We start from the raw sequence: 22,233 nt of genomic DNA, 5'->3' as shown, positions 1-22,233 counted from the left end.
ATGAGCAAGCGCATTTTAATTACCGGAGGAGCAGGATTTATAGGATCGCATGTTGTCAGATTATTTGTTACTAAATATCCGCAATATGAAATAATAAATTTGGACGCTCTTACCTATGCAGGTAATCTTGAAAACTTGCGAGATGTTGAAGGAGCTAATAATTATAAATTTGTAAAAGGTAATATTTGTGACATTGAATTATTAAACAAGGTATTCGATGATGAGAAAATAACTGATATCATTCATTTAGCGGCAGAATCGCATGTTGATCGTTCCATATCAGATCCATTGAGCTTTGTTAATACTAATGTACTTGGTACGGTAAATCTTCTTAATTGTGCTGTTGCTAATTGGAAGAATAATTTTCCAAATCACGTATTTTATCATATCTCAACTGACGAAGTATTTGGTTCATTAGGTGAAAAAGGATATTTCACAGAAACTACACCTTACGACCCTAAATCGCCCTATTCCGCTTCAAAAGCAAGTTCAGACCATTTTGTGAGAGCTTATGCTAACACCTATAATCTACCAATTAAAATGTCCAATTGCTCCAATAATTATGGGCCAAACCAGTTTCCCGAAAAGCTTATCCCTTTGATGATCTATAATATCAAAAACAAAAAACCTTTACCTGTTTATGGTAAAGGTGACAATATTCGAGACTGGCTTTATGTTGAAGATCATGCTAAGGCAATTGAACTAATTTTTCACGAAGGGAAATTGGGAGAAACATATAATGTTGGGGGTTTTAATGAATGGAAAAATATCGATATAGTAAATTTAATTTGTGATATTATGGATAAAAAACTTGAAAGGAAGACAGGTGAATCATCTAAATTGATTTCTTTTGTACAAGACCGGGCTGGTCATGATCATCGATATGCAATTGATTCTTCAAAGATAAAAGCTGAACTGGGATGGGAGCCACAACTCAAGTTTAAAGAGGGTATAGAACTAACAATTGATTGGTATTTAAATAATTAAGGGCACAATTAAAGGTTTTTGTACTATCAGGAACCTTTATAAAAAACAAAAATCATGAAATATTTAAATCACTACAGAATAAAATTAATCTGCATATTTCTATTTATCACAAATAGTGGTTTTTGGTCATTTGTGCACTTTGGTATTAATAAGTTAGGTTATTTAGAAATATTTCTTGCTAGCCTCTTTTACTTTTCAATTGCATTATTTTACTTTTTAGCAACCACTTATTTTGTATACATCAATGATCAAATGGTTAATTTTAGAAATGATCTTTTAAAAAGAGATCAAAATGATAGATTTATCTCTGATGTACTACAAAAAGTAAATATTGAACTTAGTAATGTAAAGAATATACAAAGTAATAATATCAAACAACTGGCCAGTAATTTGAACATTTTTAGTTCTAAGATCATAAAAATTTTAGAATCTTTCGAGAAGCAGCTAAAAGTATTAGATAATCTTACTTCTAAAACATTTCTAATTCAAGAATTGGAAAAGCATAAGGATCAATTAGAAACAAAATTAGTTAACAAAAAAGAGTTTGAGAATCATTTGAGAATTGTTGAGCAAGTTGTTGAAATTGAAAGAAGTATAGACAAAACAACTAAATTAATAGACAAGGAATTAAGGAATACTTCCGCATTAATATATAGTGAAATAAAACAGTTGGCTAACTATTCTAAAGACCAGTCAATTAATCATCTTAAAGCCTTAAATAATGGGTTTTTAAAATCAACTAAAAAAGACGAAACTATTTACTTGAAACTGGAACAACTTACTAAAAATTCTACTAAAAATACCGAGAACATTCGGTTGGATGTAAAGCAAAATTATAACAGGATTGATGCTCTATTTTCAATTCATGGACTCATTCAATTAAACCATCCATTACCAATAATGTCTGATTGGGCAATTTCATCTGATTATGGACTTATATTGATAGATTCAATTTTAAAATCTAATGGAGATAGCAAGATACTAGATGTTGGTTCAGGAATAACTACCATTTTATCAGGGTATAGTGTGAAGAAAAAAGGTAAGGGTAAAGTAATTTCAATAGAGCATGAAAAAGAATATTATGAAAAAACATTTAGTCAAATTCAGGCCCATAGACTTAATGATTATATTGACTTGTACTATTGCCCCTTGATTGAATATGAAATCAATGGTAAAAAATGGATGTGGTATGATGTTAAAGGTTTGAACATCGATGAACCTTTATCTTTGATTTCTATTGATGGCCCTCCTGGAGGTATTCAAGCACAATCCAGATATCCGGCTATTCCAATTCTTAAGGAATATATAGATAGCAAAACAACAATCTTGTTGGACGATGGATATCGTGAAGATGAGCAGCAAATTGGAATGGAATGGTGTAAGGAATTAGACTTTAATATGGAATTGATTAATTCCCACAAAGGTATACTGAAATTTAATGCTCAACCGAATGCTTAAATCATGTCCTTTTCCTTTAATATTTGAATTAATTTCTTGTTAAAGATATTAACTCCTGCTTGATTTAAATGGTGTCGATCATAAAAATGTATTGAATCATTCAATTCGACTAATTTGTTAAAATTAAAGTATGTACCGCGCGAATCCATTAGGCTATCAAAATAATCGTTATTTTGATGAGCTTGGTAAAAAGAGGAAGTAATTGGAGCTTGAACTAATACGAACTTTATATTCATATCTTTTAAGCTTTTAATAATTCCATCAAAAGCATCTAATTGTTGATCTCTTACTTTCCACCATTTTTTTGAATTGCTAACATTTCTAAATGTCTTATTTTTCTTCTGAACATAGCCTCCGTCAATATACTCATCCCCTTTTTTTCTTTTAGATTCCTTTATTCCTTTATTTAAACCTGAAATATCTCTGTATAATCCGTAGATAAATGAGTTCACTATCTTTATATGTTTATGTTTAAAAATCAACTTAAATGATTCAAAGTCATTTTTATCATTGGCAATAATATCTAACGATGACTCAATCCCATCAGCTTTAAACGTACCTGGGTAAACTTCATAAATAATCAATTTTGGGTTTAACTTTTTTAAATATCTTTCTAGCAATACCTCGGTTTGCAAATGTGTTTGCGAACTTGAGCCAAGATTGAAGAAGGAGTTATATCCATATTCAGAAAAAATCCTAGGATCAAACCCTCTGTAGGCATGAGAAGATCCTACTATTAAAACATCTGCACTTTTAACAGTTTTAACCTCTCTAAATCTTGTTAGTGCATGACCCCCAGAAGCTGTTTTATAATTCAAGTTATTATTCCATTCTGATGGCAAATACTCTCCAAAAAGTATGAGGGTAAGTGTGTAAATAATAAATGAAAAAAATAAAAAGGCCGTAAGCTTTAAAATAAATCTTCCCATCATCAATAAATCTTTTAGAACTGGAAATAAATAAATGGAGTTTCTTCAGTAACCATGAACATTCCAATTGAAAATATAATCAACCCATAGAACGACCACCTAATTAACATTGGCCAACTCATACCTAATTTCTCCAATGCATATTCATTCTTTCTACCTACCCACTCTAACAATATAAAAATCGATATCAAATAAAAGAGTACAGTGCTATCCTCCAATATTTTCGAATCTAAAGAAGTAAATAACGCTTTGGTAAACATTGACTTTAGATAGTTCAAAGCATGATCAATACTCTCCGCTCTAAAAAATACCCAAGCAATTGTCACAAGAATGAAAGTCAGAACGCGATTAAATAAATTTTTTAAATAAATCCAAACATTTTGATGTTCATCAAAATCCAAATTTTTTCTATTTCTATTTAAAACTAATAATGGAATAAAAAACAAAGCGTTTAAAGCTCCCCAAACAATAAATGTCCAATTCGCACCGTGCCAAAAACCACTTACTATAAATATGATAAAGACATTTCTAATCTTTGTGATGCTACCAACTTTACTACCACCTAAGGGTATATATAAATAATCTCTAAACCAAGTTGATAATGAAATATGCCATCGTCTCCAGAATTCAGCTATATCTCTGGAGAAATATGGAAATGCAAAATTCTTCATCAAATTAAAACCAAACAGTCTAGCTGTCCCAATAGCTATGTCGGAATAGCCAGAAAAGTCTCCATATATCTGAAAAGCAAAAAACATCGCACCAACAAAGAGTGTACTTCCTGAATAATCATCGCTATTATTAAATATTAAGTTTGCGAATGTTGCACAATTATCAGCAATAACCATTTTTTTGAACAATCCCCACAATATTTGTCTTAGACCATCAATTGCAAGAGAATAAGAAAATGTCCTTTTCGTAAAAAATTGAGGAAGTAAATTGCTTGCCCTTTCAATTGGCCCAGCTACTAATTGGGGAAAAAAGCTAACAAATGCAGCAAATGCAATAAAATCATCAGTAGGTTTTATTTTACCTCTATATACATCAATGGTATAACTAAGGGTCTGGAAGGTATAAAAACTAATTCCAACTGGAAGCACAATTTCTAAAGTTGCTACATCTAACTCACCTCCAAAGAATAATACTGAGTTTTTAAGGCTATCAATAAAGAAATTGAAATATTTAAAAAACCCGAGAAACCCTAAATTAACACAAATACTCAGCCATAGATAAAGCTTTCTATTATTGCCATTTGAACTTGAAATTGACTTGGCCGCAAAGTAATCTACAAGTGTGCTGAAAAGTATCAGCCCTAAAAACCTCCAGTCCCACCAACCATAGAAGAAATAGCTGGATGCAAGAATCCAAAAATTTTGATATTTAAGCTTTGATTTCTGTAATACCCAATATATAGTAAAAACTACTGGTAAGAATATAGTAAATTCTAATGAGTTAAAAAGCATATTAATTAACCTGTAATATTTCGTTTAATTTTCTCAATGTAAGGCAATTGAAGAATTTATATATTCTATTTCTTTTTTTAATAACACCGGCTTGTTTATTGCGAGTTTTAAATCTTGAAACAATTATCTTCGGTATGGTCTAGATCTGAAAACTTCATCAATGCATTAAGCTAAAATTTGATCTTTGACAGATCCCATAGTCTAAAATTCTCTGATGGTTAGTATAATATGGCTCAGAACAAATTATATTAAATACTTTAAGAACCCCTGGTGTCTGCGACTGCCTCAAAGTAGATTTGGTATTTATCATTTTTTTCCCATTTCTCTCTCTGTTCTTATTACTTTGCTCTATTGTCCAATTCAAATCATCAAAAACTAGATAAGCCCCTGGATTCAACATACGCTCTAATAGAAATACAGCGAAACCAGTTCCTTCCCAAGTATGGGCACCATCAATGTATGCAAAATCAAACTTAGGTTTTTTATCTCTTTCTAAAATATCCATCAAAGACCAATGAAAACCCTCTTCATCCGTAATCACATCAACTCTATGAGATAAGTTTAATGACAATAAGACATCATTTACGTTTGGAGTTCTTTTAAAAGCTGAAGGCAAATCTAATGTAATTAGCTTACCATTGCCATTATCTTCTAAAGCTTGTGCTATGACTGCTGAGCTCTTACCGTGGTAGAATCCTAATTCCAAGCATAAGTCTGGTTTATTCTCCCTAATTAGGTCGTATATAATATTGGCTTTTTGCCTAGTTATGTATGGAATACTTTCATACTGCTCGAATACTTTAATCTTATTATTCATAGGTCTAAATTGGTTACATTAAATAATTCGGACTGTAATTTAAAATTATAAAGAAAATAAATTGTGTATTTCTAATTTCATTTTCCAATATTATTATTTCAATTATATAATTAGTTTAAGAAAGTCCAATTCATGTTCCAGCGATGGCATTTCATAATTCGTATCACTAATCAAATCAATCCCTATAATCTCACATCCCCAATGTTTTGCGATTTTATTTGATAAATGCCATGCAATGTAAAGATCAGAATGTACTAACACATTTTCATTATTCAAATATGCAGTGGCATACTTACATTTCAATCTTATAATTGATTTGTAAAGAGATTCAAGATTATTTAAATAGGCAGATAGTGATAGTACTTGAAGCTCAAATAACACACCTAAATATTCATGAGATATTCTCAAAATAAGGCATTCTTTCGAATTTAAAAGCCAGTGAAAATATTCTGATAGGGATTTATCTAACTCAGATAATTCATCACTAGTACATAATTGAGAATCCTTTATAATTCTTAGTGAATCCAGAAAAAAGCATAATGAAGTAGACATATTATTGGTCCCTAATTTAAGTTGGGCTTGAGACCTATAGAATTCTTTCAGACTTTCTGGCGATAATATTTCGTGAGTTTTACTTATAAGGTTTTTACCGTTTATGGGTAAATCAAATAAGCTAAAGGCAATGATACTCAGCATTATATCTTTAAGATTCCTAGAATGTTCTATGTTGGTGCTTTTTAATTTATAAATCAAGTTTCCGATTCTTGAGCCCTTTGAAATGGAAGTACTTGAAAGAGGTGATTTTAAAAACACTTTATCCGTTTTCTTAGCATCTGCACACTGAGATGTAACATAAGCTATTGAATTAAAAATAGCCTCGTTCCTTGCTAGTACTCTTTTACCTGCATTTTGTTTTTTTTCTAACTCACCCATGCCAGAATAAAGACGAGAAACCCATCCTCCAAATTCAAAAGAATAAGCCTCTTCGGACAAACTACCTCTGGTGGGGTCCCAAGGATCGTCTTGCTTCCATTCATCCCATGTTCCTGGCACCCCGAGTCTCCAAAAAAGTTCCACTTTTGGCCTTCTACCGTACACAAATTTTTCATTAAAAATATCCTTTGTGTCATGTCTAAAAGCTATTTGAGGTTCTTCTGTTGCACTTGGTCTAAAATCATTTTTTAGCAAGTCTCTATTGTTCGTGATACGAGCCATTGGCACAATGAAATGCCTAAAATATGGGTCTCTCTTTACATCATTTACAAACTCTTCCCATGCATTTTCTGTAATGAAACAGTTCCCATCCCATGGAAGCACCCATTTTGCAACTTTTTTTCCTTCTTCAAGTGCTAGGTTTCTTGCACCATTATTATTCATTAAGTAGGCATTCTTTAATGAACAAGGTGCTAACCATGCCCTATACTTTGCAAAAACTCCTGAATTTTCAAATTCCTCACTCAATAAATAACTGGGCTGTGAAAAACAGTCGATGCTAAAATCTACTTTAAGATATTCATTGGCTTCAAATTTTATAATTGTATACTTGACATTATGCTTTTTCAACAATGAAACTATTTCGTTTTCAATTGTTTCGTCAAAAATACGGTTTACAATAAACCTTTTTTGACAATCCTTCAATTCAGGCTCATTTTCTAGTATAAATCTCAAGTTTTCTAGTGACTGCCCTTTTTTATGCCTTGGATAAAGATCATTCCCAATGATTCTATATAAAACAAAAGTGTCTGGAACAGCATCTAGTCCTGAGTTATAATAAGATTGTTTGAGTTTAGGAATGTTTTGCTCTCTAATTATATAATTTCGGGCTATGTTTCTCTGATAGAGTATTTTAGATTCGTGTTCCTTTAATAGCGGTTCTACTCCCTTCCAATTAGATTTGGATAATTCAATTCTGGTCAGACACTCTGGAAAAATCATATACATTGAATTTCTCGACATATAATTTGTAGGAACCCAATGAGCATCTTTCTCAAAGTAATCTTTTATATTATTTAAACATTTATCAATGTTCAAATAGCTTTTATTATCACTTTCATATGATAGATCATTAAATTTTAATATTAAATTCCCAGCTTTAATTTTAGGTATATATTCCTGTTTCTCCGTAAGAATGAATGGGTCGTATATTATTAATAATTCAGTAGATACCGTCTCTCCATAAACAATCATTCTAACTGAGTCATTATTTAAGATGGATCTTATGTTTTCGTTCACAACCCTCCTCTCCTCAGAACTGTAATTTGAAATTTGTACTACTCCGCATGAATACCCTTTAGATGTTGCCTCATGTATGTTTTGTTTTATTGCTTCAATTTTATTGGAGTTTTCTATTCTAAAATCAAATGCAACCACCATATCAAAAAATAACATTTTAGTTTTAGGATTGAGCATTGCATTAGGAACAGGAAAAGGCCTTGAGGTATTTCTAATATCATACAATAATTCTCGTGTACGCTTATGATAGTAGGTGTAGGATTCAGCATATTCCTTTCTCACACCCATGGGGGTTCCATGATATCCGAATTTTTTATTATCAGTTAAAGACCCTTCAGAAACCCTGGCTAATGATAAAATATTTGGCAACACTATTATAGACTGGTTTCCAAATAAGGTTTTTATTCTATGGAGAAACTCAGAGTCAGCTCCAAACCGAACTTGGTCCCACCCACCTAGACTTTTGAACACAACTTCTTTTCTTATCATCAAGGATGATAAATTCATTTGTATAAAAAATCCAGGATTACCTCGTCTAAAAAAAATCAAATCGTCAGTTACTCTGGCCCAGCTTGACATTGTAGCCACTAGACCTTCATTTCGCTGCAGCTCAAGAACTTGAAGCTCAATTTTTTCAGGATGAGACCAGTCATCAGCGTCATTGCATGTTATATACTCTCCTTTTGCTTCTAGCAGAGCCAAGTTTCTTACATGATAAGGACCACCATTAACCTCCGCTTTTATAACTCTAACCCTTTCATCCTTAAATTCAGAAACTACTTTTAAAGTTTGGTCTGTGCTACAATCATCGGCAACAATTATCTCAATATTATACCATGTCTGATTTAAAAGGGATTGCAGCGCTGTTCCGATTGTATCAGCAGAATTATAGACTGGAATAATTACTGTTACAAGAGGCCCCTCTTTTTTGGCCTCCGAAAAAGTTATCAATTGATCGTATAATGGTTTCTGAAAGTCCCCCGTTAAAGTAACTTCACAATTATTATTATATCTAAAGGCTTTATTTAACCAATTGATTTTTTCTTTGCTACTACTTTGCAATGAGGCTACTCCCAAGTAAACGTCAGGATTTTCTTCTACATCCAACGAACGATCAAGAATTTCTTTGGCCTTCCCAATCTGATTTAAAAGGGCATAACTTTCAGCCGCTAGCACCGAGGCCTGACTGGAAAGGTGCATATTGCTACCATTGTCAGTATTTATTTCTAGATAGTAAATACATTTTTTTGCAGCCTCTTGGTTATACTTATTCGCATACCATAAAGCTAACTCCCAAGCACATAATTTTCTTAGGTTTCCACTTGTATCTTGCTTAGTTTTTTCTTCGAGGTCTGACAATGCCCTTTCAGTGAAACCAAGATTAAAAAGTTTGTATTTCAAAAGCCTTGTGATTTTTTTTGCCTCTTTATCATCAAAATTTATTTTGATAGTTGAGTTTAAAATACGTTCAGCCTTCTCAATCTGTATTTTTATCTTATCCGTTTTTTCTTCAATAAGATCAATTTCGGTATTCGTTAATTGTTCAAATTTTGTCAACCTATTAAGTAATTCATTCTTACTGTGTATTTCCATAGTTAAACTTCCTAATTAGCTTCCCATTTATTCTAATTCAACCTCTTTAATCGACCTTTAAGTTGGTTGTAACCGGCTCTTTCAAGCACAAATTTTCTAGAAAGTGAGGCTTGAGCTAAATACTTTTTCTCATCATCCCATAATGCTGATATCTTGTCCCAAACATGTTCAGGTTCTGCATAAAGTGCGTAATCCTCAAAGGTGTCTTTAAAAATAGGGGGTAAAATTACAGGAATTCCCATAGCCATTGCCTCTAAGACGGCTCTTCCAAATGCCTCTACACATTCTTCGTGAGGATAATGAATAAAAAAATCTAGTTGAGAAAGAAAAACTTGTGGGTTGGGCTCGAAATTTAAAACATTCCAGTTTTCGGGATTAAAACCAATAAGATTTATTGCATGATCAGCTCCCCCTAATACTCTAAACTCACAATCCTTATTTACACAATAGGCACTTATTAATGATTCTCTATCTGAGGGCCATTTAGTGTAATGATCCCTAGAATGACGTCCAATTACCGGAATTTTATGTTCTTCTCTGCGCCAAAACAAATCATTTGTACACCATTGATCGATGTCAATAAGCGGGGTCCAATTCTCTTTATGGCAATTTTCGAACCTATCATCACCTATCATCAAGTTTCTTATAATTCCAGAAATAGGTACCCAAGTCGGATTGGTATTGAATAAATTTTGCAGTTTATTGTAAACTTCAGTAGGCACATACGCTACATCTTCACCTGTGTATAACCTTTCGGCAGATTGATTTACTAAAACTAAAAAATTATTACATTTAATGTTCGGGACTAAATCCAATTTTTTGTTGGCTATAACTGGGTATCCAACGATCACGGTATCAGTTTCCGCGATATCTTCAAATGTCAAAATATCAATTTTTGAATCTGCAATCAATTGCCTAACCTCATCTTTCAACTCTAACTCCGGGTTGAGATCATACCTCCTCCATTGAACTATTGCTACATTTAATAACGAAGCTAATGCAGCTTTAACGTAATGAAAAGTTGATACATAAGCACCACCATTAAGATTAAAGTCAGCAATAACGATTAAATCATATCTCTTCTTGTTATTAACATCGTAAGTCAAATAATTAGGGACTCGAGATATGTCTGGTGATCCATCAGACACATTTTTTTTAAATAAAAATTTACGTGATTCCCTAAATTCTCTTACTGCACCGAAATATTCGGACTTAATGTCTTTTTCATCTGGATTTATCTCAATGTAACTTGGCAAAGCTGTTCGAAATTCTTTGCACGAACCTTTGGAGTACAAACTTTCGAGTCTACTTTTAAATTCAAAAAGTGAGTCTGTTTTTATATTAAAAAAACCAGAATTCTCATTTAATACTTGTGATTTGATCAAACAGCACGAAATATCAGTATTGCTAGTTAGGCTCACACCTTGATCACTCAAATATGGTATAAATTCAAAGTTCCTATTCACACGAGCCGTAACAGGAAATAATAATTTTATGTCTGAATCATTTTCAAATTCAGCCGTCATTTTCTCAATCAAATTGAATTGAATTACCCCCAGTTCGGTCATTACTAAAATGAACTCAGTAGAAACAGTCAAAATTAATTGATTGACTGTACTTATGAACTCACTCGGAGAGGGCACCTTAATTAATTGAATGTTTTCGTCACCTACACTTAAAGCGTTATTTACGTTCAATTCCTGATTAGTTATTATTACAATTTTGGTAATTCTAATTGACTGGTTAGTTAAACTTTCTAAAACAACAGGTAAACTATCGTTAGGGGCAAAATATGGTAAGAAAATCGTTACTTCAGGAACATTTAGCCTACTGTTTTTAGCTATTCCTTTAGAGGTGTTAGCACCACTATTTTTGAAAAAATTGACTGACTCAATACTTTGATATGTCTGATTCAAACAATTTTCAAATGCCTTTTGCCCTTTTTCCATTTCAGTGGAAAAGGCTTCCAAAAATCTCAATGCTATGTCATTAGCATTATTCTTAGGCAACAAAAGTGACTCACCAACATTTTCCTTCAAATGAAGCTTCGTGAAGAACTTTAAAAGTACGACTTGACTAATTAATTCTTTTGGCAAAGTGTTTTCAACTATCTTGCTCTGAAAATGTAAAGATTCCTTCCAATTATTAATTGCTGCATACCATAAAGCAATGTGATAACTGATGTAAGATATGGTTGGCGGATTCGATTTAGTGTCTGATAAAATTCGATTTAAATCGAAGAGGGTTTCTTCTGAATAATTATACCACAACCCTCTTATTTCTTTATTTAGCTTCTTTTGAGATTTTAAATCGATGGTTAATTTTTTAGATAATTTCTTCTTAGGGGAACTTTCATTACTATCGTAAGATTCCAAAATAGAGTCTTCATTACGATTTAGTTCATTTTCCTTGCTTGAAAAAAAAAACTGTGGCAATAACCTTTTAAGTCTTCCTTTTATCCTCAATTTCTGAATAGTCTCCCAATAATCTGAAAGCTGTTTTTCCTTTTCTTGTAAACTAGTTCTTAGATTATTCTTATCCTTCAACAAGGATTTGATTTCATTTTTTAGTTCATCATTCTGTTTGGATAAGTTACTATTCCGAATCTGAAGTTCTTCAATTTTTGCTATCTGCTTGTTAAAAGTATTATTTTGCTTGTTGTTAATGACACTCAAGTCATCATCTATCTTTGCTAATTTATGCCTTAGCTTATCTAATTTTGAATTGATCTCAGATTCATGTAGATCAACTTTTTGTTGAACTTCTTTTAAATCGTGTGGCATTAAAGTTTTAATTTATATCCCTAATTCTAATTGTAATCCCTGAATATTATTAAGTTAGTTACAAATCAAATTACGGTATTATGATTGATTATATTTTGTTTTAAACTTTTTTACGGCAACATCCATATCACCTTTAGCATTAATTGATTTCCAGAAGAGTTCGAAGTCATTCTCAATATTTTCTAAACAAATAGCCATTTTGTTAGTCTTATTTTTAAGAAAATGAGAAATATTTCTATTCACTGTATCGTAGTAATATTCACAGATATGAAGTTTCTCATCATCAGTAAGCATTTCATTTTTCTTCATTAAGATTCCTGCAGAGAATGCTCTTATTATGCTTACAGTGCCATCCCATCTTTTATTAAAGCTATTAACGGTTTTATCCTTGTCTCTTGTTAAATGCACATAGAAAGCCTTGTCCCCAAATCTTTCCTCTAATTCACCTAGAAACCATGATAACCTATTATCAGCCTCTATATGATTTTCTGAATATGCAAACCTACGGTTTCCAATCTCTCTAGAAAGCGTTTCGTGCCCTGATGTAAAATTCTCTATAAACTTACAGGCCCTTATGAAGGTTGTTGATCCGCATCTACCAGTACATAGGATAAAAACATTCATTTGTCAAATTTAGAAACTCCACTAAAATATCTAAACTCTTTTCACTATGTGCATTCAAAATGAAAGAGAAACACAAAATTTATATCACCTTTAAAGTTTAATTAGGTTTTTTTTAATTTAATACTTTCGTTCTAAAGTTCTACTGAATTATTGAAAAACATGACAAAAACAGTACATAAGAGAATAATTCAACTGAAGTTTGTGATTAAGTCGATAGAGATAGAAAAAAAACTTCAAGATATAAGAAAAAATGGATAAAAACATTGAAGAAAGTCTCATAGAAGCAATCAACCGGTTAGAAAACTTAAATTCAACATCCAGCCATCTTATTGAGATTAAGAATGAACCTCTTATTTCAGTTATAATGACCACATATAATGTGGAAAATTATGTTCTAGAATCTATTCAATCTATCTTAAGCCAGACATATAAAAATCTAGAGTTGATCATTGTCGATGATGCCAGTTCGGACAATACCGTAGAGATCATCAAAGAATTAAATGATCCCCGAATTCAGCTGTATCGAAATAAAGTAAATTGTGGCACTTACTACTCAAAGAATTTTGGATTAACTCAGGCTAGAGGAAGATATATTGCAATCCAGGACTCAGATGATATATCGGACAAAGACAGGTTAAAAAAGCAGGTTGGCTTTTTAGAAAGTTTTGAAACTAAACAATTCGTACTCTGCCAGTATACTCGATTTGATAACGATGGCAACCATCTTATAGCTCCAAGGCTTGCTTTCCAATCTTCAATGATCAGAAAAACTGTGTTTGATGATCTCGGTTTTTACGATACCGTTCGTGTAGCTGCTGATGATGAGTTTAACGCTCGAATGATGAAGTTTTATGGAAATGGGGCAAGAGGAACAATCGAGGAATTACTTTATTTTAATAGAAGTAGAGAAGATTCTCTTACATCCACTATTGAAATTGGTTCTACACCCAGAACGGCCTATGTAGAAAACTATAAAAAATGGCATACTTCTATTTCAGGTAAAAACGAACTTTTCATAGAATATCCTCAGAAACAGAGACCTTTCCCAGTTGACGATAAAATTAAGGTTAGATACACAGAAAAATTAGAACCAGAGGTTAATATTTCGGAGGTTACTCTAAAAGGTAGACAAATAACTGGTTCAATGGTAACCATCCCTTCACGAGAATCGATTTTAGAACAAGTGGTTAATGCCATACTTCCACAAGTCGATGTCCTGCAAATCTATTTAAATAATTTTGATGATGTTCCTAATTACCTTAAGCTCGACAAGGTTGATATTTTTCGTTCTCAAGAACATGGGGATTTAGCTGATAATGGGAAATTTTATTCCCCTCCAAAAAATGGATTTCATTTGACTTTTGATGACGACATCCTCTATCCCTCAGACTATGTAAAAACTCTTCTTTCAAAGTTGAAGGACTACCAGTATTCGGCTGCCATAGGTTCTCATGGGATAGAGTTAAAAGAAGGCTTTAAACGGTATTATGATATGTCATCGCGAGAAGTCTTTAGCTTTTACAGGGAAACCCCAGAAGATCGTTATGTTCATATTATTGGTACGGGTACTTTGGGCTATCATACAAGTCTCCTGAATTTCGATCTATCTGAGGTTGATAAGACTCACATGATTGACATATTTTTTGGACTACATTGTCAAAAAAATAGCATCCCGTTAATATGTATCGAACATCCAGAAGCCTGGATGCAGGAAATCGAAACCCCGACTGACACAAGGATTTTCGATAATTTCTCAAAAAATGATGCCGATCAAACAGCACTAGTCAAATCAATTGCGTGGAACTATAATTATCTTGACTTTGACATTAAAGATAATATAGACCTTAATCTGACTATTGAGGAGCGCATGTTGCGTAAACTGGAAGATTTTGGTAAACGTTTAATAGAAAACGAAAGAACAATTGTGAACCAAAAACGAACCATCGAAAAACAACAAAATGACTTAGCTTGGTACGCAAGAACGTTCGATCATTTGCCTAAGTGGTTTTTAAAAATTGGTGGGATTTTTAGAAGATTCTAGCCTTTCGCTTTCGTAATATAATAACCAAAAATTTTAAGTCCATCTAAATTTGATTCATCGTGTTGTGTCTTGTTTTCGAGTTCATTTTTTGCCAGTAATTCAATAATCACCTCCTTGTACTTGTTAGTTTTCGACTTTTCTAAGGTCAGTGGATCAAGACTCTCATAATCATCTTTGAGATTAGGGAAGTCATCCATTTTTTCATGGATACTACATACTTCATCTTGGGTAAAGCTATTGCAATTAGAAATAGCAGCCATTTGAACCAATTGCCAAAAAGGCTGATAATGCCCCCCTTTTAAATTCTCTTGCCTAAAACCTTTAAACTCTTCCCAATCAACCACTGGTTCTAAAAGATCAACAATATTTGAATCCAAAACAAAGTGTTTAATAATATCAAGATTTTTAAACAAAACTGCATGAGAGCCTCGCATGGGCTTCTTATCAACTTGATAATGTTTTATCATTTTAGAATCAATATTATATTTATTAGGCCATTTTTGATTACAAAATGGAATCTCTATTAAATCATTACCACACCGTTTCATTATCTCATAATGAAACTCTTCATTTATTCTAGCTTCTACACCAGCATTGTATGTAGACTTAACGATGTAATCATCCAGAAAAATAAAAGGAGTAAACTCATTAGTATTATGGGCCGTCCAGATTCTTCCGCCCCATCGAAGAAACCGTGTTTCAATTCTATTTTTTGTGTGTAAATTAGTAAGGGTTTCAGCCTGATTTTTATAGAGCCATTGGTGTTTGAATTCATTTTTCCTTTCATTCACAAAAGATTCTTTTAGAAACCCTACATGATTAAAATTTCCTAAATGTTTATAAAACCAACTTTCGATTTGATCAAAATCATTTTCTTTGATATCGCTAATATTTCTTAGACCTACTTCCTGACCCCGAAGTACCATTTTTTCTGATACTCGTTCAAAATTAGAAGTCAAATCCATGGGTGAGACTTCTCCTTCTGTAAAAAAAATGTGTTTGCCAAACCGATCCGTCATATCGAACCCGTGATACCCTCCTTCATTTGTTTCATGTACCAACTTAAGTTGATTTGCGAGGAGCCTCCCGGCTATGACCTCACCACTATAGGGTGGCCCGTTCGTTATCGTTTTATTAATAAGGTGCCTCCCTTCACTATTTAATATCAGACCTAATAAGAGTCTACTATCTTTCCCACCAGATAGAGGGAAATTAAATGGCTTGTCAAAATATTTAAAAAAAAGATTGAGATTATTTATGAGTTTTTCATAACATATATCCCAATATTGATGCGTATCTTTTTTATATAATTCCTGAAAATGATGATCTGCCCAAATATCGCCTTCTTTCTTTTCAAAATGAACACTGTTATTTTGAATGAAGATTTTGGTACCCTGAGATAAAACTTTAATATCTCTAAAAAGCGTAGAGTCATCGTGAGCCCATGAAGTTGATATTGACCAAGCTAAAAAATTTGTATCCAGACAATCCTTTAACGAAGACTTTGGTCTCAAGAGATGGTTTATGAGACCTACTCGATTAGAAATAATGGTAATTTCTTCATTTTCAGTAAAATAAGTTTGCACTGAAGATGTTAAATTTCTCTTGAATGAACCATCACCATCAGAATTCATATTTATATAGACATATTCCCCTGAATTTCCTTCTACATTATTTAAGTCCCTCTTATTGAGGTGTGTATTTAAGGGATTTCCATCATTAATCCACCCATTGAACAGCCTGATTTGATTTTCTGAAACGTCTTCATAATACTCGTAATCAAAATATGAGTCTTTGGGTAACCAGTAATGTATTTCCAATCTTTCACCTAAAGTAAGCCATCGATTATACTGTAAATTTCTACCATTTGGTATAAATTTAAAGAGTTCCTCACTACTTTGTATATATGGGTTAGAAGTGTTTTTTTTGGATATAATTAAAAAGTATAGCATTTATTACCAATTAGAGTTCTCAATGGTTCTCTATCTTAAGTATCTTTATTCAAAATGTAAGGTGAAGATAGATATTTTTAAATGTACATTCTGGCTGTAACTACATATAATCGATTAAGTTTTCTTAAGAACCTTCTTGATTCTTTTTGTGAAAATATCAATTCTGAATGGCAATTAATCATTGCCGATGATGGCTCGACAGATGGCACCTTAGAATACCTGGGAAAACTTCATATTCCTAAAGTTTCTGTTACAATAATAAAGAATAATAGGAAAGGAATACATTACCAATTTAACACAATTATAAAAGAACTTGAAAATATTGACTTTGACTATTGTTTCAAATGTGATGATGACATTGAGTTTATAAGGCCTGGTTGGGAAGACATCTATATTAATGCTATACAAGAAAGCGGCTATCATCATCTCTGTCACTTCGACACATCTTGGAGACCAGAAAAAAATCTTATCCCTCCTGTAAAAAAAGACCCTCTTATAAGCCATTGTGAAGGAAAGGATGTGCAAGGGTCATTTTTTACTTTAACGCCAAAAGTAATTAAAAAGGTGGGTTACATGGATGTAGAAAATTTTGGATTTAGAGGAGTAGGTCATATTGATTATACATTAAGAGCGTGCCGTGCCGGCTTTAATGACATTAACCATCCTTTTGATGTTCAGGTTAGTAACGAATACATTACGCACCAAAATGCAGATTATAAGTCTGCCATGAATTTGCATATTCAAAATGCTTTGGAAGATGACACAGATACCCAAAGGAAATATGAGCTTATTAAAGACCAATCAAGAATTTATGTGGGTTATAATGAAAACAACAAAGTATTAAATACTGAGCTGGAAAGAGATTTACTACTCAAGCGATTAGACACCCTTGAAAACGAGAAACGATGGTATGAGGCAACATATGGACACCAGCCTCGTTGGTTTATTCGATTAGGAAAAGCATTATATTTTATTCGTAATTTATTCAAGAATTAGTTCTTCTTCACGCAATTATATTTCTAACTTAGCCATTTCTTATAAATCAGATATGCAGGTATTAGCAACCAAACATTTAATTAATTGCCAGTTTGCTGTAGATAGATATCAGGCTCTGAAGAAACTTGGCGCTCAAGAAAAGATAGCGGAAATTGGGGTACTTGGGGGAGATTTGTCGGAATGGTTCATGAAAAATTTAGCCCCAAAGGAAGTGCATATGATTGATCTATATAATTGTGCAGACTTCCCAGGAAGAGACAGGTTCACGAAGCGTCAACATGAAGGATTTATTCATAATCGCTTTGAAAATGAGATAAAAGAGAGTAAAGCAATTATTAAAAAAGGTATTTCGTGGGAGGTTATGGCTCATTATCCTAATAACTATTTTGATCTTATATACATAGATGCTGGACATGATTATAATTCTGTAAAAAAAGACTTAGAAGCCAGTGCCAACAAAATAAAAGATGGAGGTTACATCGTAATGAATGACTACATCATGTACGATCATCTTTCTAACACTAAATATGGTGTTGTACAAGCCACTAATGAATTCTGTATTAAGAATGATTGGGAATTCATATATTACGCCTTTCATCCTAACTTATTTTGTGATGTAGTTTTAAGAAAAATAAACTAAGGCGGTTCTTTTTAAATGACCTTTTGGATACTTACAACAGAATACCCTCCTTTAAGCGGAGGTGGTATAAGCACATATTGCTATCACACCGGCCAAATGTTGCTGCAAGAAGGTCATGAAGTCACTGTTTTTATTCCGGATTTCACAATAAAAACAAAAACCATTGAAGTCAATGCTGGAGTTAAATTGGTTAAATTTCGCCCAGATGATTCTCATTTTGAATATCTCGGAGATGAATCAGCTCAGAGTTTGTCATTCTCGGAAATAATTGAAGAACATGCCAAAGAAGTTGGAGCGCCTGACTTTATGGAAGCTCAAGAATATAACGGTATCGCATACTTTGCTCTTCAAAAAAAGCTTTTATTATCCGATTATTTTCAAGACACTCTTTTCTACATTACGGCTCACGCACCAGGCTTTTTATACTTAGATTATAACCAAGCACCTTTATATGAAATACCTGACTACTGGACAGGTGAAATGGAAAAATCTGTATTAAAAAGTGCCGATTTGGTAATATCTCCTAGCCAATATTTAATTGATAAAACTGATGAGTACTACGATTGGTCTAAACAGGAACGGACTGTCATTTTCAACCCGTACAAACAATCTGATAAACCAGAATTAGATTTCACACCCTTCGATATTGTTTTCTTTGGAAAATTAACTCCACAAAAAGGATGTATTGAGCTTTTATCATATTTTAAGAGGCTATGGGATCAGGGCTTTGAACACCCTTTAAGATTAATTGGAGGAGGTAACCATTTCTTTTACCCAAAGATGATGGATCTGAGCGACCACTTGAGAAAAACGTATAAGCCATATATTGACAAACGGTTATTAATCTTTGAAGGGCATATTAACCCTGAGCATATTAATTCAAGGCTTAAAAGAGCTCATATTATTTTAGTACCAAGCATTATTGATAACCTGCCTTATACAGTTCTTGAGGCCATGTCTCTTGGTAAAATTGTGCTGGCTTCAGATTGCGGAGGCCATAAAGAATTAATAAATACTGGAGAAAATGGATTTATTTTTTCTCATGATAAGAAAGGTGAGAGTTTCATTTCAAATCTTAAAAAGATTCTTTCATTGAGCAAAGAGGCAATTGCTTCAATTGGCCAGAATGCAATAGATACTATTGAATCTAATTGTAGCTATTCGACTGTTTACAAGAGAAAGTTTAATTACCTATTAGAAAAAAGGTCGAAAAGCGTTAACAAGATTCAGTTTCCCTTCACAGAAACAATTGAGTTAAATACTAACCAGTTAAAGGATTATGAAGGTGAAAAAGGAAAATTAACTGTAGTCATTCCATTCTTTAATATGGGTAATTTTATTAATGAAGCTATTGACTCAGTTATTAACTCCACTTATGCGAATAAAGAAATTTTAATCATTGACGATGGGAGTACTGACGATCATAGTATTGAAGTATTAAAAAGTATTGAGCAATCCGGATATGCAGCAGTATTTCGGAAGGAGAACGAAGGACTAAGCGCGACTCGAAATTATGGAGCAACCATTGCTAAAGGCGAATTTATAGCTTTTCTTGATGCTGATGATAAAGTAACTGAAACATATTATGAAAAAGCTATTGGTCTGATTGAGAAATATAATAACATAAGCTTCGTTGGATGTTGGGCTTCATACTTTGAAAAAAGTGACATTAGTTGGCCCTCATTTAATCCTGAGCCTCCTTATTTATTAGTTCATAATATGATTAATAGTAGTGCATTAATTTATCGTAAAAAGGACTTTATGGCTGCTGGAAAAAATGACTCCAACATGATTTATGGCATGGAAGATTACGAAAGTGTTATTAATATGGTTAAAAATGGGTTTAGGGGAGTGGCAATACCTGAAAAATTATGGGAATATCGAATTAGGAAAGGGTCTATGGCTCAGTCTTTCAACAATTACTCGAAAAATTACTTGTATAGATTAATAACAAAAAAACATTCTGGATTTTACTCAAGATATGCATCGGAAATTGTTAATATTCTAAATGCAAATGGTTCTGGGTATTTAATTGAAAACCCTACAAGGGTAACTAGAAAGCCATTTCCCTTTGCTAATACTAAACTGATGTCGTTAATTAAAGGAAATAAATTTTTACGTAACATTGCAAAGTCTATATACAGACATATTAAACGTTAATGCTGCAAACACTCTCCAATAAGATTAATTCATGGTTTTTTGAAACTAATCGTGCCGAACGTATTTGGCTCATGGCCAAAATTGAATTCAAGCTTAAATTTTATGAGAATAAATTAGGTTTAGCTTGGGCTATTATTAAACCCGTTTCACAAATTATAATGTACTATGTGGTTTTTCAAATTTTAATGAACCAGCGAGTGCCAAACTATGTAATTTATCTTTTTGCCGGATTAATGCTGTGGATGTTTTTTACTGAGGTAACCAGTGGCACTGTGAAAATTTTGAAAACCAAAAAATACTTATACGAATACACTAATATGGCCAAGCTTGAGATATATTTGGCGTCAATTATAAGTTCCGTCATTGGTTTCATTCTCAATTTCATAATTTTTATTATTGGTGCAGCTATCTCCGGTATATATCCAACCTATCACTACTTTTATTTCATTTTTATATTCATTAATCTCTTTATCCTTAGTTTTGGCGTATCTCTAATATTGTCTAACCTTTTCTTGCTTTTTAAAGACATTGAGCCAATTTGGGGTATTGTAGTTGGTTTTGGGTTCTTTCTATCTCCTATACTATATCGAGGTGATTTATTTTCAGCAAAATTGCCTATACTGGATTATTTAAACCCAATTGCTGGAATCATTAATAATGCAAGAAATATATTAATGTTTGAACAACCTCCAAATTGGGATATGCTACTTTATGATACGGGTTACGCTATCATTTTATTCTTAATAGGGATTTATATTTTGAATAAATATTCCGATAGAGCCTCAGAGTATTTGTAATATGGAAAATATAGATACTTCTAAACCGGCCATATCACTTAAAAATGTATCTAAGACATTCATTCTTAGTGAAAAGAAGAATGGATCTATTAAGGGGATAATAGCACAGATTCTAGGTAATGGTAAAAACAAGAAAAAGTTAAAAGCCGTTAACGATATAAGTTTTTCTATTCAGCAGGGTGAAAATTTTGGTATTATAGGCAGGAACGGATCTGGCAAATCCACTTTAGTTAAAATCATGAGTGGTGCATTCATACCTGATAAAGGAGGTGAAGTTTTGAGAAACGGCACATCTATGCTTCTGAATTTAGGTGTGGGTATGAGCCATGAATTAACTGCAAGGCAAAATATTTATGTGTCGGGATCAGCTTTAGGGTTAAAAATTAAAGAAATAGACCAGGTTTTCGATCAAATCATTCAGTTTGCAGAATTAGAAGAGTTTGTGGATTCTAAAATAAAATACTTCTCTTCCGGTATGATTCAACGCTTATCTTTTTCAATAGCAGTGAATGCCGGTGCAGATATCATGTTTCTAGATGAAGTTTTTGCTGTTGGTGATGCAAAATTTAGAGCCAAGGCAATCAAGGTAATGGAAGAGAGTTGGATTAACGGTCGAACTATAATTATGGTGAGTCATAGTTTATCTAACATTAAAAAGTACTGCAAACGTGCCCTCTATCTCAAAAATGGTAAAATAGCATTCTTAGGTGATGCCAAAGAAGCAATAGAGCTTTATAATCAGGACAATCAGACCTAATCTT

15 protein-coding genes are annotated in these 22,233 nt (G+C 32.7%); 8 read left to right on the top strand and 7 right to left on the bottom strand.

Features of this window, described 5'->3' with window-relative positions:
* Entirely contained in the window at positions 1–987 is a 987-nt protein-coding gene (gene rfbB / locus JR347_RS04875; protein ID WP_205722927.1) for a dTDP-glucose 4,6-dehydratase, read from the top strand.
* Between the two features lie 54 nt (positions 988–1,041).
* Entirely contained in the window at positions 1,042–2,445 is a 1,404-nt protein-coding gene (locus JR347_RS04870) for a synaptonemal complex protein 1 (protein ID WP_205722926.1), read from the top strand.
* On the opposite strand, the gene JR347_RS04865 is transcribed toward JR347_RS04870, so the two are convergent.
* The 6 genes from JR347_RS04865 to JR347_RS04840 all read right to left on the bottom strand — a co-directional run bounded on the left by JR347_RS04865 (position 2,442) and on the right by JR347_RS04840 (position 12,886).
* Positions 2,442–3,377, bottom strand: coding sequence for a hypothetical protein (locus JR347_RS04865; RefSeq protein WP_235689761.1), 936 nt, complete (start codon positions 3,375–3,377; stop codon positions 2,442–2,444). The two genes, JR347_RS04870 and JR347_RS04865, sit on opposite strands and share 4 nt — an antisense overlap.
* A gap of 11 nt (positions 3,378–3,388) precedes the next feature.
* The gene (locus JR347_RS04860) at positions 3,389–4,837 is read right to left on the bottom strand and encodes an MBOAT family O-acyltransferase (protein ID WP_205722925.1); all 1,449 of its coding nucleotides are present in this window, start codon (positions 4,835–4,837) and stop codon (positions 3,389–3,391) included.
* 157 nt (positions 4,838–4,994) lie between these two features.
* Complete coding sequence (locus tag JR347_RS04855; protein ID WP_205722924.1) at positions 4,995–5,654, bottom strand: class I SAM-dependent methyltransferase; 660 nt, start codon at positions 5,652–5,654, stop codon at positions 4,995–4,997.
* Between the two features lie 102 nt (positions 5,655–5,756).
* Positions 5,757–9,479: a glycosyltransferase family 2 protein gene (locus JR347_RS04850; RefSeq protein WP_205722923.1), complete on the bottom strand. Its 3,723-nt coding sequence runs from the start codon at positions 9,477–9,479 to the stop codon at positions 5,757–5,759.
* Between the two features lie 32 nt (positions 9,480–9,511).
* Positions 9,512–12,262 (bottom strand): glycosyltransferase, encoded by a 2,751-nt coding sequence (locus JR347_RS04845; protein WP_205722922.1) that lies wholly within the window; start codon positions 12,260–12,262, stop codon positions 9,512–9,514.
* A 78-nt stretch (positions 12,263–12,340) separates the two neighbouring features.
* Positions 12,341–12,886: a hypothetical protein gene (locus JR347_RS04840; protein ID WP_205722921.1), complete on the bottom strand. Its 546-nt coding sequence runs from the start codon at positions 12,884–12,886 to the stop codon at positions 12,341–12,343.
* A gap of 250 nt (positions 12,887–13,136) precedes the next feature.
* On the opposite strand from JR347_RS04840, the gene JR347_RS04835 reads away from it, so the two are divergent.
* Positions 13,137–14,927, top strand: a complete 1,791-nt coding sequence (locus JR347_RS04835; protein ID WP_205722920.1) for a glycosyltransferase family 2 protein — start codon at positions 13,137–13,139, stop codon at positions 14,925–14,927.
* Here the strand turns inward: JR347_RS04835 and JR347_RS04830 are convergent.
* Entirely contained in the window at positions 14,924–16,879 is a 1,956-nt protein-coding gene (locus JR347_RS04830; RefSeq protein WP_205722919.1) for a hypothetical protein, read from the bottom strand. The genes JR347_RS04835 and JR347_RS04830 overlap by 4 nt on opposite strands.
* An 81-nt stretch (positions 16,880–16,960) precedes the next feature.
* Between JR347_RS04830 and JR347_RS04825 the strand changes: the two genes are divergently transcribed.
* From JR347_RS04825 to JR347_RS04805, 5 genes are read left to right on the top strand one after another with little or no spacing between them, the layout of a single operon-like run.
* Positions 16,961–17,875, top strand: coding sequence for a glycosyltransferase family 2 protein (locus tag JR347_RS04825; protein ID WP_205722918.1), 915 nt, complete (start codon positions 16,961–16,963; stop codon positions 17,873–17,875).
* A 52-nt stretch (positions 17,876–17,927) separates the two neighbouring features.
* Positions 17,928–18,515, top strand: coding sequence for a class I SAM-dependent methyltransferase (locus JR347_RS04820; RefSeq protein ID WP_205722917.1), 588 nt, complete (start codon positions 17,928–17,930; stop codon positions 18,513–18,515).
* A 15-nt stretch (positions 18,516–18,530) separates the two neighbouring features.
* Positions 18,531–20,675, top strand: a complete 2,145-nt coding sequence (locus tag JR347_RS04815; protein ID WP_205722916.1) for a glycosyltransferase — start codon at positions 18,531–18,533, stop codon at positions 20,673–20,675.
* Positions 20,675–21,472, top strand: a complete 798-nt coding sequence (locus JR347_RS04810) for an ABC transporter permease (RefSeq protein WP_205722915.1) — start codon at positions 20,675–20,677, stop codon at positions 21,470–21,472. Before JR347_RS04815 ends, JR347_RS04810 begins: the two co-directional genes overlap by 1 nt.
* Before the next feature lies 1 nt (position 21,473).
* Positions 21,474–22,229, top strand: a complete 756-nt coding sequence (locus JR347_RS04805) for an ABC transporter ATP-binding protein (protein ID WP_205722914.1) — start codon at positions 21,474–21,476, stop codon at positions 22,227–22,229.
* Positions 22,230–22,233 lie beyond the last annotated feature (4 nt).

The sequence above is a fragment of the Fulvivirga lutea genome, from assembly GCF_017068455.1.
Lineage (GTDB): Bacteria > Bacteroidota > Bacteroidia > Cytophagales > Cyclobacteriaceae > Fulvivirga > Fulvivirga lutea.
This window is presented reverse-complemented; position numbering and strand designations above follow the sequence as displayed.

What these genes read in the sequence shown, in the direction of transcription:
- JR347_RS04865 (WP_235689761.1), bottom strand. Translation starts at nt 3,377, where the DNA reads ATGATGGGAAGATTTATTTTAAAGCTTACGGCCTTTTTATTTTTTTCA.
- JR347_RS04815 (WP_205722916.1), top strand. Translation starts at nt 18,531, where the DNA reads ATGACCTTTTGGATACTTACAACAGAATACCCTCCTTTAAGCGGAGGT.
- JR347_RS04860 (WP_205722925.1), bottom strand. Translation starts at nt 4,837, where the DNA reads ATGCTTTTTAACTCATTAGAATTTACTATATTCTTACCAGTAGTTTTT.
- rfbB (WP_205722927.1), top strand. Translation starts at nt 1, where the DNA reads ATGAGCAAGCGCATTTTAATTACCGGAGGAGCAGGATTTATAGGATCG.
- JR347_RS04845 (WP_205722922.1), bottom strand. Translation starts at nt 12,262, where the DNA reads ATGCCACACGATTTAAAAGAAGTTCAACAAAAAGTTGATCTACATGAA.
- JR347_RS04825 (WP_205722918.1), top strand. Translation starts at nt 16,961, where the DNA reads ATGTACATTCTGGCTGTAACTACATATAATCGATTAAGTTTTCTTAAG.
- JR347_RS04820 (WP_205722917.1), top strand. Translation starts at nt 17,928, where the DNA reads ATGCAGGTATTAGCAACCAAACATTTAATTAATTGCCAGTTTGCTGTA.
- JR347_RS04840 (WP_205722921.1), bottom strand. Translation starts at nt 12,886, where the DNA reads ATGAATGTTTTTATCCTATGTACTGGTAGATGCGGATCAACAACCTTC.
- JR347_RS04855 (WP_205722924.1), bottom strand. Translation starts at nt 5,654, where the DNA reads ATGAATAATAAGATTAAAGTATTCGAGCAGTATGAAAGTATTCCATAC.
- JR347_RS04830 (WP_205722919.1), bottom strand. Translation starts at nt 16,879, where the DNA reads ATGCTATACTTTTTAATTATATCCAAAAAAAACACTTCTAACCCATAT.
- JR347_RS04835 (WP_205722920.1), top strand. Translation starts at nt 13,137, where the DNA reads ATGGATAAAAACATTGAAGAAAGTCTCATAGAAGCAATCAACCGGTTA.
- JR347_RS04810 (WP_205722915.1), top strand. Translation starts at nt 20,675, where the DNA reads ATGCTGCAAACACTCTCCAATAAGATTAATTCATGGTTTTTTGAAACT.
- JR347_RS04805 (WP_205722914.1), top strand. Translation starts at nt 21,474, where the DNA reads ATGGAAAATATAGATACTTCTAAACCGGCCATATCACTTAAAAATGTA.
- JR347_RS04870 (WP_205722926.1), top strand. Translation starts at nt 1,042, where the DNA reads ATGAAATATTTAAATCACTACAGAATAAAATTAATCTGCATATTTCTA.
- JR347_RS04850 (WP_205722923.1), bottom strand. Translation starts at nt 9,479, where the DNA reads ATGGAAATACACAGTAAGAATGAATTACTTAATAGGTTGACAAAATTT.